Raw genomic sequence first — 12410 nt, 5'->3', positions numbered from 1 at the left:
AGGCGATCCGATGACCGTCATCGACACGCAGACGTGGACCGGCCGGCGCGTGAAGGAGGCCGACAAGGAGTACGTCATTCACTCCTGGTCGGTCCAGGGCGCGCTCGACCCCATTCCGGTTGCCGGAGGCTCGGGCTCCTGGTTCTGGGACTACGAAGGCCGCAAGTACCTCGACTTCCAATCGCAGCTGGTCAATCTCAACCTCGGACACCAGCACCCGAGGCTGGTCGAGGCCATTCGCAGCCAGGCTGAACAGCTGTGCTACATCGGCCCCGGTTTCGCCGAGCGGTCCCGGGCGGAGCTGGCCGAGATGCTGGCCGGGCTGACGCCCGGTGACCTGAAGATGAGCTTCTTCACCACCGGTGGTGCGGCAGCCAACGAGAACGCCGTGCGCCTCGCCCGGCACGTGACCGGCCGCCAGAAGATCGTGGCTCGCTACCGCTCCTATCACGGGGCGACCGCGGGGGCCATCGCGCTGACCGGGGACCCGCGTCGCTGGGCGGCGGAGCCGGGCATGACCGGCGTGGTGCGGATGCTCGATCCGTACACGTACCGCTGTCCCGCGGGCCACCCCGACCCGTGCCCTGTCTGCTCGGGGGGACCGCACCTGGAGGAGATCCTCCAGTACGAGAACCCCAACACCGTGGCCGCCGTGATCGTCGAGCCGGTGACCGGAACGAACGGACTTCTGTACCCGCCTGACGGATACCTCCGCTCCCTTCGGGAGGTCTGCGACCGGTACGGCATCCTGCTCATCTTCGACGAGGTCATGTCGGGATTCGGCCGGACGGGCGAATGGTTCGCCTGCGACCACTGGGCCGTCGCCCCGGACATCCTCACCACCGCGAAGGGGCTCAACTCCGGTTACATCCCGCTGGGTGCGATGACCGTGTCAGAGAAGATCTCCGACTGGTTGCGTGACAACATGTTCTGGGGCGGTCTCACCTACGCGGGACACCCGCTCGCCTGTGCCTCCGGTGTCGCCTCTCTGCGCATCATGCAGGACGAGGGTGTCGTCGAGAACGCCCGGCTCATGGGCCGGCGGCTTGGCGAAGGGCTGGCGTCCCTGGCGGACAGGCATCCGAGCATCGGTGACATTCGTGGCCGTGGCCTCTTCTACGGAGTCGAGCTCGTCAAGGACCGGGCGACGCGCGAACCGCTCGTGCCGTTCAACGCCAAGGGCCCCGCGGCCGCACCGGTGAGTCGCATGCTCAAGGCGGCGATGGAGCGTGGCCTGTACCTCACGGCGAACTTCAACGTGCTGCGCCTGACCCCGCCCCTGATCATCCGCGAGTCGGAGATCGACCTGGCTCTCGACGTGCTGGACGAGGTGCTCACGCTGGCCGACGAGCACTACACCGGCTGATCAGACTGACCACCTAGCTGGTGTGACCGGCCGTTCAAGAAGGAGAACGATGGGATCGACGCTCATCAAAGGCGGTACCGTCGTCAACGCCGACGCCGCCGTCCGGGCCGATGTTCTGGTGCGCGACGGTCTCGTTGTCGCGCTCGGGTTCGGCGACGGCTGGTCGGCCGACGAGGTCATCGACGCGACCGGGAAACTCATCCTCCCCGGCGGGATCGATGTGCACACGCATCTGGAATACCCGATCGACGGCTTCACGACCCGAACGGCGGACGACTTCCACAGCGGCACGATCGCGGCCGCACACGGCGGGACGACGACGGTCATCGATTTCGTGAAGAAGGAGCCCGACAAGTCCCTCCTCGACTCATATATGCGTCGCCGGGACGTGGCCGCTGAGAAGGCCGTCGTCGACTTCGGGTTGCACGCCATAGTGCCGCCACGTGACCAGCAGGAGAACGTGCTGGACGACTTGCGCCGCCTGGCAGGAGAGGGCGCGTCGAGCTGGAAGTTCTTCATGGCCTACCCCGGCACGCAGATGGTCGACGACGGCCAACTGCTCGAAGGCTTCGAACTCGCGGTCGAGTACGGCGTGCTGCCGATGGTGCATGCCGAGAACGGCCACATGGTGGCCCGAGAGACCCGCCTGCTGATCGAGAGCGGACGTACCGCGGAGAATTACCACGCCACGGCGCACGGCCACGACTCCGAAGCCGAAGCGGTGCATCGGGCGATCGTCCTGGCGGACTCCGTCGGCAGTCCCCTCTACGTGGTGCATGTCTCCAGCGCGACGGCCGCGGCGGAGATCGGCCAGGCGAGGGGGCGGGGCTCACTGGTGTGGGGGGAGACGTGCCCGCAGTATCTCGCGGTCGCGTACGAGGACTACGCCGAGCTTGGCGAGAAAGCCGCCGCTTACCTCTGCTCGCCGCCGATCCGGGAGCGCGGCAACCAGGAGGGCCTGTGGCAGGCGCTCACCGTGGGGGCGCTGTCGACGGTGGCCACCGACCACGCGGGTTTCTGCCTGGAGCAACCCGACGATCTCCCCCCGCAGAAACTGCGAAGCCCCGGGTACTTCCCGAAGGTTCCCAACGGGGTTCCGGGAGTCGAGGACCGGCTCATGGTTCTCTGGGAGACAGGAGTCAAGACGGGCCGGATTGACATGTGCAGGTTCGTCGACCTTGTGGCGACGCGTCCGGCCAAGTTGTTCGGACTCTTCCCACACAAGGGTCTGGTAGCCGTGGGTGCGGACGCCGACCTCCTCGTGTGGGATCCCGCGGCGGACCACGTCATCACCACGGCGGGTTCGCACATGCGCACGGACTACAACCTCTATGACGGCATGCGGGTGACCGGACGACCGGTCCACGTGTTCTCCCGCGGCCATCACCTCGTCAACGACGGAGCCTTCGACGGGAAGCCCGGTCGCGGATCCTTCCTTACCCGGGGCAAGCCCCACCTCTTCTGACCCCCGACTGATCGGAGTTCTCCGGCTATGAAACTTCCCCTCGGCATCCACGTTGGCGAGAGGCTGAGCCTCGAGCAGACCTACTGGCAGGCAGAGTTCGCGGATCGGAACGGATTCGAGTCGGTCTGGGTGGCCGAGGGTCGCTTGGCCAGGGACGGAATCGTGCCCGCGGCCATCATCGCGAGCAAGACCTCCAACCTGAAGATCGGCACGGGCGTCGTCAACAACAAGAGCCGCAACGCGGCACTGATGGCGGTGACCTTCAAGACCCTGGACGAGGTGGCTCCGGGTCGCGCGATCCTCGGCATCGGCGCCTGGTGGGAGCCGCTCGCCACGAAGGTCGGTCAGCCGCTCGTGAAGCCGATCGCCTCGATGCGCGAGTACATCACCGTCTGCCAAGCGTTCTTCCGCAATGAACTCGTCTCCTTCGAAGGGGAGTTCGTGCAGATGCGCGACGTGCGATTCGACAGCATGTACCGCGAGAACAAGCCGGTCGACATCCCGATCTACATAGGGGCGGTCGGGCCGAAGATGCTTGAGCTCGCCGGAGAGATCAGCGATGGCGTCCACATGGACTTCCTCCTGCCGCCGTCCTATCTGACCGGCGCCAAAGAGGCGATCGGCCGGGGCGTTGCCAAGCGCACCGACGGTCGCACTGGGATCGACCTGACCCAGATCGTGGCATGCAGCGTCAACGACGACGACCCGCAGGAGGCCATCGACGCGTGCAAGGCGTTCCTGACCCTCTACCTCATGCAGCAGCCGCACATCGCCGAGCACTGTGGCGTGGAGCGCGAACTGGTCGACCGGCTGCAGGAGGTGGCGGGATGGCCCGCGACTCCCGAGGACATCAAGCGTGCGATGCCTCTCGTTCCGAACTCGCTGGTGCAGAACGTCACCGCGTGCGGGTCCACATCACAGGCCTTCGACAAGCTCATGGCCTACCACGAGGCCGGTGTCAGATGCCCGATCATCTCCACGCTCGGTGACAAGGAGCAGACGCTCACCCGCCTTGCCCTGGCCGGGAAGGACTGAACGATGGATCACCACTTTCCCCGAACGACCATCGCCATCGTGCGTCCGCGGTCTGGCGTCGCGCTGACCGGAATGCCGCAGCCTACTCCCGAAAAGGTGATCGCATGAAGCTCGCCGCAGTTCAGCTCCGTGCCACGGACGACCGGACCGAAACCATCGGCAGGGCCGGCGATCTCGTGGATGCCGCCGCCGGCCAGGGCGCCGGCATCGTTCTTCTTCCTGAGCTGTTCGCTGTCCCGTTCGTGCAGCCCGACCCGGATCCGGATTACTTCGAGCTGGCGGAGCGTCTCGACGGCCCGTCGAACACGATGGCGGCTGACCGATCCCGTCGGCACGGGATCACGGTGGTCTCTTCGGTATTCGAAGCCGGTGACGTGCCCGGCGTGTATTTCAACACCGCCTGCACGTACGTCGCGGGCGAGCTGAAGTCGGTCTATCGAAAGTCCCACCTGCCGTTCTCCAATGGATTCCCGGAGAAGTTCTATTTCCGGCCGGGGGGCACCGAGCCTGAAGTCGTGCACACGGGTGAGACCGGGGTTGGCACGATCATCTGTTACGAGAGGCACTTCCCGGAGTTGAGCAGGATCGTCGCTCTTCGGGGCGGTTCGGTGCTATGCGTGCCGGTCGCGTCCGCGAGCGCGCCCATGCGTGAGGTCTTCCAGCTCGAACTGAAGGCACACGCCGTGTTCAACGGGCTCTTCGTGATCTGTGCTAACCGGGTGGGCAGGGAAGGCGTCAAGGACTACTTCGGGATGAGCGCCGTCTACGGCCCCAACGGCGACGTCCTCGCTCAGGCGAATGACAACACCGACGACGTCGCGGTTGCCGAAGTCGACCTCAACCTGATCGCGACCTCGCGCCGGCGCCGCCCGTTCCTCCGTGACCGGCGCCCGGAACTGTACGACCGGTTGACGGCGATGTGACAGCGACGACGGGCTCGATCCGACTCAGGCAAGTACAGACCCGAGCGCAGTGGTGCCCATCGCTCCCACGTGGCGGCGCCCGTGAGCCAGGTTCCGGCATTGGGATGAGGCCCCCGGCGGGGTGCTCCAACGGGGGAAGCGGAGCTGGAACGGCACATGACGCAGGTTCTTCATGGGGGACGACCCGCGTGCCGCTACCCGCCGGGGGTGGTTCGGAGCTCCCAACGGGTGCCGGGAGCGGCGCGTCACCTCGGCTGAACGAAGGCCGGCGTTCCGGGGAGGAGATCATCCGGAGGCGGCGGGGCTGACGTCTCGGTGAGACCCTCGTCAGCGGACGGCTCTGCGGGAAGCTCGCACCAGACGGTCCGGCCGGGGTTTCGGCCGTGGGAGCGGTAACCCCAGTTTCCGCCGTGGGAGCGGTAACCCCAGTTTCCGCCGGAGAGCATGCCGACGATGGCCAGTCCTCGGCCGTTCTCTATCAGGAGGCATGCCGGGTCCGCCCGAGCGTGCGGTTCCTCGGTGCTCAGGCCCGTGTCCGCGACCTCGACGCGCAACAACCCGCCATACGACATCAGCCGCAGGACCAGCGGATCGTTGTCGGCGGCCCCGCTGTTGGCGGCTCTGACATTGGAAGCTCTGACATTGGAAGCCCCGGCACCGGAGATCTCGGCCTGCCCGGCGATCCCGTGCCGGGCATGCTGGACCGCGTTGGTCACCAACTCGGACACGGCCAGCCGCGCGTTCTCGTACGCCGGATGGCTCTCACCCAGCCATTTACGAACCTCCTCCCGCGCGATTGAAGCGGCTTCGGCATTACTGGGCAGAAGTATTTCACTAAAGGTCTCCGGTTCCATGGAATTGCCCCTTCCGACCGAATTGAACCGACCTGCTTTCATCGGAGCCATTGACTGACATCCCGTGACAGCTATAGCTCGACAGGCACACGGTCCCAAACACCGAGGCACAGCGGAAGCCGAACCGCGATTACCAGGGGTTCACAGTTCGCGAAGTAAGTTCACAACACTGTGAACCCATGAAAACTTCGTATCCATTCCCTCGGCAATGAAAATGAAGGAGAATCCCAAAGAGACAGCGAGAGGAGACCAAAATGCGCATCATCCCGGAGCCGGATCCAGAGCCGGAGACAGATCCAGGGCCGGAGACAGATCCAGGGCCGGAGACAGGGCCGGAGACAGAGTCAGAGCCGGAGTTCGATACGGATTCACATGAATCCACGCGCGTTCAATTCGGCAGAGAGCTACGGAAATACCGGATTTTGTCCGGATTTACCCAGAGACGGCTCTGCATCGCGGTCCCCCTCGCCGTGAGCCATCTGAGCATGCTGGAGAACGGTCACCGGGCGCCCACCAGGAAACTGGCCCACCAGTTGGACGAGGCACTCGACCTGGGCACAACGCTCGTCGACCTGCTGGACCGCCTGGACCGCATGGCCACACAGGTCCCCCGCTGGTTCCGCCCTTGGCTGGAATTCGAACGCGAGGCGGAGTCCATGCGCATGTGGGAGCCCCTAATGGTGCCCGGCCTCCTCCAAACCGAGGACTACGCGCGAGCCGTACTAAGCCGTGAGCCCGGTATCACCGACGAGAAGATCGAAGAACACGTCGCCGCACGGATGAACCGGCAGGGCATCCTCAAGAGACCGAAACCTCCAATGCTCTGGATCGTCCTGGACGCTGGTGTCCTTCATCGACCCGTCGCCGCCCCAGAAGTAATGAAGGGCCAGTTCCAGCACCTTCTTCAGGCTACGGAAAGCCCCTGGATCTTTCTTCAGGTACTCCCGTACGCTGCACACAGTGTGATTGGCCTACTGGGCGGCTTCGTGATAGCGGACATGCCAAAAAACGCACCTCCGGTGGCCTACATCGATTCCCAGAGCATCGGGGATCGGGTGAGCGAGCGACTCGAAGAGGTGAAAAGGCTAGAATTCAGGCATAACCTAATACGAGCGGACGCTCTACCCCGGAGCGACTCACGCGACACGATCAAGGAGGCGATCCAAAGATGGACCATCTGAATCAGGAGCTACACAGCGCCAATTGGCGTAAATCAAGCCTATCTGGAAGCGACGGAAGCAACTGCGTCGAAATCGCCAACCTCTCCACCAACCACCGAGCCATCCGCGACAGCAAAAACCCCACCGCCCCCGCCCTCATCCTCACCCCCCACCAGTGGACCACCTTCATCACTACCATCAAGAACGGCGACTGCGACTGATTTCACATGCACCTTCACCAAGAAACCCCCCGGTCACATCCTCGGGGGGTTTCTCTGTGTAGCGGAAGAACTCAGTCACTATGACCGATTGGATCGTCGGCGCCCGTCACAGTCAGCTCCAGTTCTCGGGCGGACCGTCCTGTAGGTCTTCGACGCTCACTCCCGGCAGGTCGTTGAGCAACCGCCCCCATACCTGCTTTCCTGCGAGCGTCAGCACAGTGCGGTCAGTCCGGTTGCCCCAGTAGGCGGCCTCTGCCACGTCGATCGGCACCGTATCGACCCCAAGGTCCGCCCAGGTGCCGGAGATCCCTCGCTGGGCATCCCCGTCAAGATCGATTTTAACAGGGTCGTATCCAACGCCGAGTTTCACGACAACCTCATCGAGGGCCGGTCGGGGATTACGCGCCAGGAGTTCCGCGTCCAGATATTCTCGCTGGTCCACGGTGAGGTGTGCTCGTGCGGTGATCACCGATATGGCAGGCAGGAGAAGGCCGTCAGGGACACGACGTTTGATCCCATGGACCACGCCGACTGCCTGGTCGTGCCCTTGGGCGTAAGCGGTGATGAGCGAGGTGTCGAGGATGAACTTGGCACTCACGCCGTGGCCCGGCCGGCGTACTTGGCGATCAGTTCCTCGGCTCGACGCTCACCGGCGGCGAACCCCTCGGGGTTGGAGGTACGGATCGCCTCGATGCGACGCGCCTCTCGCTCCTTGGCAGCCCGGTAATCCCGCTGCATCTGCCGGTGAACAGCCTGAGCGATGTACTCGGCAGGCGTGATGTCCTGACCGGTCTCGGCAATCCACTGCCTGGCCTCGGCGAGCAGATCAGCGGGAAGTTCGTTGCTCATGTCCCGAGCGTAGTGCAGGCGCCTTGCACAGGCAGGGAATCAATTGAGAGCTTCACAGTACAGAACATCGGCAACACCCTTCGTATTCGGAGAAGCCGATCGACACGATCAAGAAGGCGATCCAGCGATGGACGACCTGACCCGGGAACTCCAAGGAACTGCAGCGCCCCCGCGAAGGCACAGCTCGCCTCCAGGCTCCACGCGTAGAGCCGGAGCACGACCTCCAGATCCCCGCCTGAAGCGGCGAGATAAGGCGCCAGGCGCGCCGGGGAAACCAGGTCCGCGATCCGCTTGGTCTCATCACGATTAATCGTGTACCTCCCGCTGTGACCGGGAGTGAGTTACGCTGGCTCACGTACGCCCCGGGTATCGCCACTGCTCTGCATGCGACCCGGGGCAAGCTTTTTTCCAGCGAGGGCTCGCGTACCACCCCGCTCCCGGTCTCGCGGGTAGTTCTCGACCGCTGACGAGGGTGTCAGTGGCCTCGGTCCAGTTGTCGAACACGATCCACTTCACCGGCCCGCTGTAGGGCGAGGTTGTCAGCGAGCCGGTATACCGAGCTCATCATCGCGCAGGGCCGGCGGCCGGTCCGGCGCGGTGATGTCACTCCACCGGCACGTTCCCGGCCGCGATGCCGCGCCGGCTGAGTTCAGAGCCGGGCAAACCAGTCAAGCGGGAACGGCGGCCGGGCCAGGGGCGCCACCGCGATCCGCATGAGAGCGAGCGGGTTGTCGTCACCCGCGATGCGGTTGGTGTCGAGTACTCCGCAGCCCGCGCAGTGGTGGACGAGGGCCCACTCGCCCTGGTGGCGGACGTGGACGGCTATCGGGGCCATCGACGACCCGCAGTCCGCCGCCCTGTCACCTGGAGTGTTGTCCAGGTGCCTGCTCCACAGGCAGGTCGGGCAGTGGTTACGGTGCGCCGTACCAGGTGCGTCAGCGGGGACATCGAGGCCGCAGTGGACGCAGCGGAAGGAACGGATGCGAGCGCGGTCACGGCAGCGGTCACGGCAGCGGTCACGGTCGCGGGATGAGTTGCGGGACAAGGAGACTTCCTCAGGGATGATGATGGGCACAGGTCACCGGCGCCCTTGTCACGCCACATCGTGGGCGTGCGACGGCTGCTTCGGTGCCCGCAGGCATCAAAATCCCCCCTTCAACAACTTGTCTCGATGATGCGAGTGAATCGGAAGATGGGGGAGATATCAACAGGTTTTCCACCTACCGCGAATCGCCCCGAAGCCGCGTTCTGCCCCGAAACCACGCTCGCTAGGAGTGCCTCCCTCCCGTTCCGGCCGCGGCCGTCCTGGCCCCGTTGACTCGGAACAGGCGGGGCCGCCTCCAGGGCGGGCACTCCTCGGACGGACAGTTCAGCCGCCTCGGATGTCCCGAACCTAGCGCGGACGGGGAATGGGGCGGGGCCGCCTCAACGCAGGCATCAGCCGAACCCCTCACAGCGGTGGCATGGTCAGGCCACGGCGAGGCCGACATAATCGCGAGGTGGACGAATCCTTCACCATCGGCGGCCTGACCCTGCGGACCGATGCGCGCCCCGCCGACTGGGCGGTGGAAGCGGCGCGAAACTTCAACGACAACGTCGTGGGATGCCTGGTCCCACCGGTCTTCGCGGCCTACGCGCGGGTGTTCCATCCGGCGCGCCGGGAGAACGGCGAGCAGGCCAAGGAGGTGTCGTGGGCGGAGGTGGCCGAGGCCAACGGGCGCCTGGCACATCCGGCGATGCAGTGGCCCTCCATCACCGGCTCATGGCGGTTCGTCTCCTCCGATGACCAGCCGGGACTCTGGGACAATCCTCCACAGGAGGGATCTCTCCCGGTACGGCAGGCGGCACGACTGGCCCGGATCCTCACCGCGTACACCGCTACCCCCGAGCAGTGCTGGTTCGCCGTCTGGGAGGGCTTCGGTGGCCTCGGCCTTCCCGTGGAGGATGAGGAGATCCCGAGGGTGGAGATGCCCGCCCGGCCGATGCTGCTGCTGTCGGGACCGCTGTCCGCCGCGACCACCTCGTTCAGCGCGACATCGTGGCTCGACCAGCGGGCCGGCCTGTGGTGGCCGCAGGACCGCACGTGGTGTGTCGCCACCGACGTCGATCTGATGACCACCTATGTCGGCGGCACCGACGAGTGCGTCGCAACACTGGTCGCCGACGAGGAACTGGAGGCCATGAAGGTCGGCGCCGACCACCGGCTCGCCTGGGACGGCGACTCCCTCAACCCGCCTCCTGCCGACCAGAGACAGTAGGAGGCACCGCGCCGGCATTCATCCCCGCACGCTCCGAGTTCACCAGGGGGAAAGCAGCGGACATGCCTGCCAGGTCGTGAAGTAGATCAAGGCCAGAAGTGCAGTGCTGGGTCGGCGAGCGCGGTTACGACATCCGGGCCTCTCAAAACGTGCTCGGCGCCGGGAAGGTCGCGATAGCGGAGCATGGCGTAGAGGACGTCGGCGAAGGGCTGGTCGAGGAGTGACAGGGCGACTTCGGTGGCCTCTGCCTCGGCGTCGTCGAATCGCCGCAGACAGGCGTGGTCTCGGAGCATTGATACCGTCCGGATGAAAGCGGCGGCCCTGCCACGCTCCAGATCGCCCCGGTTCAGACCGAAGACCTTGATCGTGGCGTCCCCTCGGGCGGTCAGCGCCTCATAGGTTCCCGTACTCAGAACGAGTTCGAGATGCTCGTAAGGATCCTCCGCCGACGGATCGACAAGCAGGGGCCTGCCGTCCCCGTCCCGTGGAAAGAGCTCCCGTTTCTGGTGGCTGTTGCAGTACGAGCAAGCCAGGAGGTGATTCGGCCAGTCGAAGGCGCGCAGCGGCGCCTCCGCCAGAGGTTCGAAGTGGTCGATATCGGTGCCGAGGCCGTCTCCGCAGTACATGCAACGGCGGATTCCGGTGGCCATCGTGGTCAGTTGCTCGGTCAGCCGCGTTCGGGTGGTGGCTGCGGACTTCCACGCGGCACGGGCCGCCGGGCAATCGGCCTGGCTCTCACGCAGCTTGCCGGCTCGATCGCGGAGTTGGTCGGCCAGGTGGGAGGGGAGCACCACACGGTGAATACGGATCATGGAGTCAGGCGATCCTCGCGGAGACCTCGTCCACACGGGCTGTCAGGGAGCTGGTGAGCGTCTCCCGAAGCTGCTCGTACTCGCGCGTTTCCTCGGGAGTCGCCTTCCCACGAAGAACCGCACGCTCCAGCACGGTGAGCCTGCGCCGCAGGTCTTCGGCGTGGCTGGAGTAAGGGGAGTCCATCCCGAAGAGGTCGGTAAGGAGGGCGTCGTCGCCGCTACCGTAGACGATGCGCTCGTACAGCTCCTCGTCGACAACACGTGGTGGAACGTCCTCGTCGACGCCGGGGAGCCGGATCAACCCTCCTGGATCGGCGCTCTGACAGATGTACGGGCTGTGTGAGGTCACGATGAACTGGGTGGCGGGGAAGTGGCGCTTTAGCCACTCACCGATCTTCTTCTGCCAGCTCACATGGAGATGAACGTCGATCTCGTCGATCAGCACGACACCCGGAAAGCGGAGAACAGGCGGCCCGGGCGGGAGCGGTGGTAGGCCGGGAAGATCTGCCAGCCGACCGGTGAGGTACCCCTCCATGTAACCAGGAAGCGCCTGGTTCATCTGACGGACGAGATCGAGGACCAGCGCGGTGACGGTCCGATATCCGTCGCTCATCTCCCGGAGCGAGATGAGTTCGCCGTCCCGCCTTGCCCACAGGCCGTCGCTGTTGACCCGTTCGATACGAAACCCGTCAGGCAGAAGACCGTCGTTGAGCAGTTCGGTGACGAACGCCAGCAGGTCTGCGGCTCCATATCGTCCTTCCAGGCTCCGAAGGTGCAGGTCGATCAGCCAGCTGACGCTTTCGGCCAGTGAGGCATCCTCATGGAACAAACTTGCCAGGCGCGCCACAGGCCCTGTGCTCTGCATGAGCTGCCGTGTGTCAGCTGAGCCACCCGTCAGCCGCCGGAAGGGACCGTAGCCGGCGAAGAACCAGCCCTGTGGGTTGTCCGCCCACGGCCCGCGTGGAGCAGTCGTTCCATGGCCCTGCATGTTCGGCTGCGGGCCGTACCGGCCGGAGTCACCGATGAGCGCACGGGACCAGGTCAAACGGGCGGGAAACGGGTGCCGAGGGCGCCGCCCACGGCCGAACCCGTCCAGGAGGTCATCGAACACGATCTTCGCCTCGACCGTCGCGTCGAGGAGGTCGTTGGAGATCCAGCCGTCGAAGGTGGGAACGAGACTGCGCGCCGCGGAAGGCCCCGCCATGGCCAGCGCGAGCGCGCGCAACAAGGTCGTCTTGCCCGAGCCGTTCCGTCCCGCCAGAACCGTCCACCCGGCGTGACTGCCATCTGGACGGGTCAGCCGAAGATCCGCGCTCCGGGAGCCGGAGAAGCCGCGGACACCAGAGACTTTGAGATCGGCGATATACATGCCGTCGCACCTCCCCGACCGTGATCGTACCGTCATCTTCTCTGAACGATGGCTGCACTCATTCGCGATGGAGTCGCGGATCAACAGGGAGTTTCCGA

At 65.3% G+C, this 12410-nt stretch carries 13 protein-coding genes; 7 read left to right on the top strand and 6 right to left on the bottom strand.

Annotated features, from left to right (window positions below):
- The first annotated feature begins 10 nt into the window (after positions 1–10).
- From OIE13_RS33790 to OIE13_RS33775, 4 genes are all read left to right on the top strand, one after another.
- Positions 11–1366, top strand: coding sequence for an aminotransferase class III-fold pyridoxal phosphate-dependent enzyme (locus OIE13_RS33790; RefSeq protein ID WP_326829228.1), 1356 nt, complete (start codon positions 11–13; stop codon positions 1364–1366).
- A 49-nt stretch (positions 1367–1415) separates the two neighbouring features.
- Positions 1416–2831 (top strand): dihydropyrimidinase, encoded by a 1416-nt coding sequence (gene hydA / locus OIE13_RS33785; protein WP_326645399.1) that lies wholly within the window; start codon positions 1416–1418, stop codon positions 2829–2831.
- A 27-nt stretch (positions 2832–2858) separates the two neighbouring features.
- Positions 2859–3866 (top strand): LLM class flavin-dependent oxidoreductase, encoded by a 1008-nt coding sequence (locus OIE13_RS33780; protein ID WP_326829227.1) that lies wholly within the window; start codon positions 2859–2861, stop codon positions 3864–3866.
- A gap of 104 nt (positions 3867–3970) precedes the next feature.
- Entirely contained in the window at positions 3971–4789 is an 819-nt protein-coding gene (locus OIE13_RS33775) for a carbon-nitrogen hydrolase family protein (RefSeq protein WP_326645403.1), read from the top strand.
- Positions 4790–5034: 245 nt separating this feature from the next.
- On the opposite strand, the gene OIE13_RS33770 is transcribed toward OIE13_RS33775, so the two are convergent.
- Positions 5035–5643, bottom strand: coding sequence for an ATP-binding protein (locus OIE13_RS33770; protein ID WP_326829226.1), 609 nt, complete (start codon positions 5641–5643; stop codon positions 5035–5037).
- A gap of 254 nt (positions 5644–5897) precedes the next feature.
- On the opposite strand from OIE13_RS33770, the gene OIE13_RS33765 reads away from it, so the two are divergent.
- Together OIE13_RS33765 and OIE13_RS33760 are read left to right on the top strand one after the other, a co-directional pair.
- The gene (locus tag OIE13_RS33765) at positions 5898–6824 is read left to right on the top strand and encodes a helix-turn-helix domain-containing protein (RefSeq protein ID WP_326829225.1); all 927 of its coding nucleotides are present in this window, start codon (positions 5898–5900) and stop codon (positions 6822–6824) included.
- Positions 6812–7024 (top strand): DUF397 domain-containing protein, encoded by a 213-nt coding sequence (locus OIE13_RS33760; protein WP_326829224.1) that lies wholly within the window; start codon positions 6812–6814, stop codon positions 7022–7024. The genes OIE13_RS33765 and OIE13_RS33760 overlap by 13 nt, the downstream gene beginning before the upstream one ends.
- A gap of 112 nt (positions 7025–7136) precedes the next feature.
- On the opposite strand, the gene OIE13_RS33755 is transcribed toward OIE13_RS33760, so the two are convergent.
- From OIE13_RS33755 to OIE13_RS33745, 3 genes are all read right to left on the bottom strand, one after another.
- Positions 7137–7622: a hypothetical protein gene (locus OIE13_RS33755; protein ID WP_326645412.1), complete on the bottom strand. Its 486-nt coding sequence runs from the start codon at positions 7620–7622 to the stop codon at positions 7137–7139.
- The gene (locus OIE13_RS33750; RefSeq protein WP_326645414.1) at positions 7619–7873 is read right to left on the bottom strand and encodes a hypothetical protein; all 255 of its coding nucleotides are present in this window, start codon (positions 7871–7873) and stop codon (positions 7619–7621) included. The genes OIE13_RS33755 and OIE13_RS33750 overlap by 4 nt, the downstream gene beginning before the upstream one ends.
- Positions 7874–8522: 649 nt before the next feature.
- Positions 8523–8918, bottom strand: coding sequence for an RNHCP domain-containing protein (locus OIE13_RS33745; protein ID WP_326829223.1), 396 nt, complete (start codon positions 8916–8918; stop codon positions 8523–8525).
- Between the two features lie 454 nt (positions 8919–9372).
- Between OIE13_RS33745 and OIE13_RS33740 the strand changes: the two genes are divergently transcribed.
- A complete protein-coding gene (locus tag OIE13_RS33740; protein ID WP_326645418.1) occupies positions 9373–10131 on the top strand; it encodes a hypothetical protein in 759 nt (252 codons plus the stop codon).
- Between the two features lie 86 nt (positions 10132–10217).
- Here the strand turns inward: OIE13_RS33740 and OIE13_RS33735 are convergent, their stop codons facing one another.
- A complete protein-coding gene (locus OIE13_RS33735; protein ID WP_326645420.1) occupies positions 10218–10943 on the bottom strand; it encodes an HNH endonuclease in 726 nt (241 codons plus the stop codon).
- Between the two features lie 4 nt (positions 10944–10947).
- Complete coding sequence (locus OIE13_RS33730; protein ID WP_326829222.1) at positions 10948–12312, bottom strand: AAA family ATPase; 1365 nt, start codon at positions 12310–12312, stop codon at positions 10948–10950.
- Between the last annotated feature and the right edge of the window lie 98 nt (positions 12313–12410).

It is taken from the genome of Streptosporangium sp. NBC_01810 (assembly GCF_035917355.1).
In the GTDB taxonomy this organism is placed as follows: Bacteria; Actinomycetota; Actinomycetes; order Streptosporangiales; family Streptosporangiaceae; genus Streptosporangium.
The sequence above is the reverse complement of the archived record's forward strand: the minus strand, read 5'-3'. Positions and strand labels throughout refer to the sequence as shown.

Bases quoted from the DNA above. Each gene is read 5' to 3' on its own strand.
- OIE13_RS33790 (WP_326829228.1), top strand. From the start codon at position 11: ATGACCGTCATCGACACGCAGACGTGGACCGGCCGGCGCGTGAAGGAG.
- hydA (WP_326645399.1), top strand. From the start codon at position 1,416: ATGGGATCGACGCTCATCAAAGGCGGTACCGTCGTCAACGCCGACGCC.
- OIE13_RS33780 (WP_326829227.1), top strand. From the start codon at position 2,859: ATGAAACTTCCCCTCGGCATCCACGTTGGCGAGAGGCTGAGCCTCGAG.
- OIE13_RS33775 (WP_326645403.1), top strand. From the start codon at position 3,971: ATGAAGCTCGCCGCAGTTCAGCTCCGTGCCACGGACGACCGGACCGAA.
- OIE13_RS33770 (WP_326829226.1), bottom strand. From the start codon at position 5,643: ATGGAACCGGAGACCTTTAGTGAAATACTTCTGCCCAGTAATGCCGAA.
- OIE13_RS33765 (WP_326829225.1), top strand. From the start codon at position 5,898: ATGCGCATCATCCCGGAGCCGGATCCAGAGCCGGAGACAGATCCAGGG.
- OIE13_RS33760 (WP_326829224.1), top strand. From the start codon at position 6,812: ATGGACCATCTGAATCAGGAGCTACACAGCGCCAATTGGCGTAAATCA.
- OIE13_RS33750 (WP_326645414.1), bottom strand. From the start codon at position 7,873: ATGAGCAACGAACTTCCCGCTGATCTGCTCGCCGAGGCCAGGCAGTGG.
- OIE13_RS33735 (WP_326645420.1), bottom strand. From the start codon at position 10,943: ATGATCCGTATTCACCGTGTGGTGCTCCCCTCCCACCTGGCCGACCAA.
- OIE13_RS33730 (WP_326829222.1), bottom strand. From the start codon at position 12,312: ATGTATATCGCCGATCTCAAAGTCTCTGGTGTCCGCGGCTTCTCCGGC.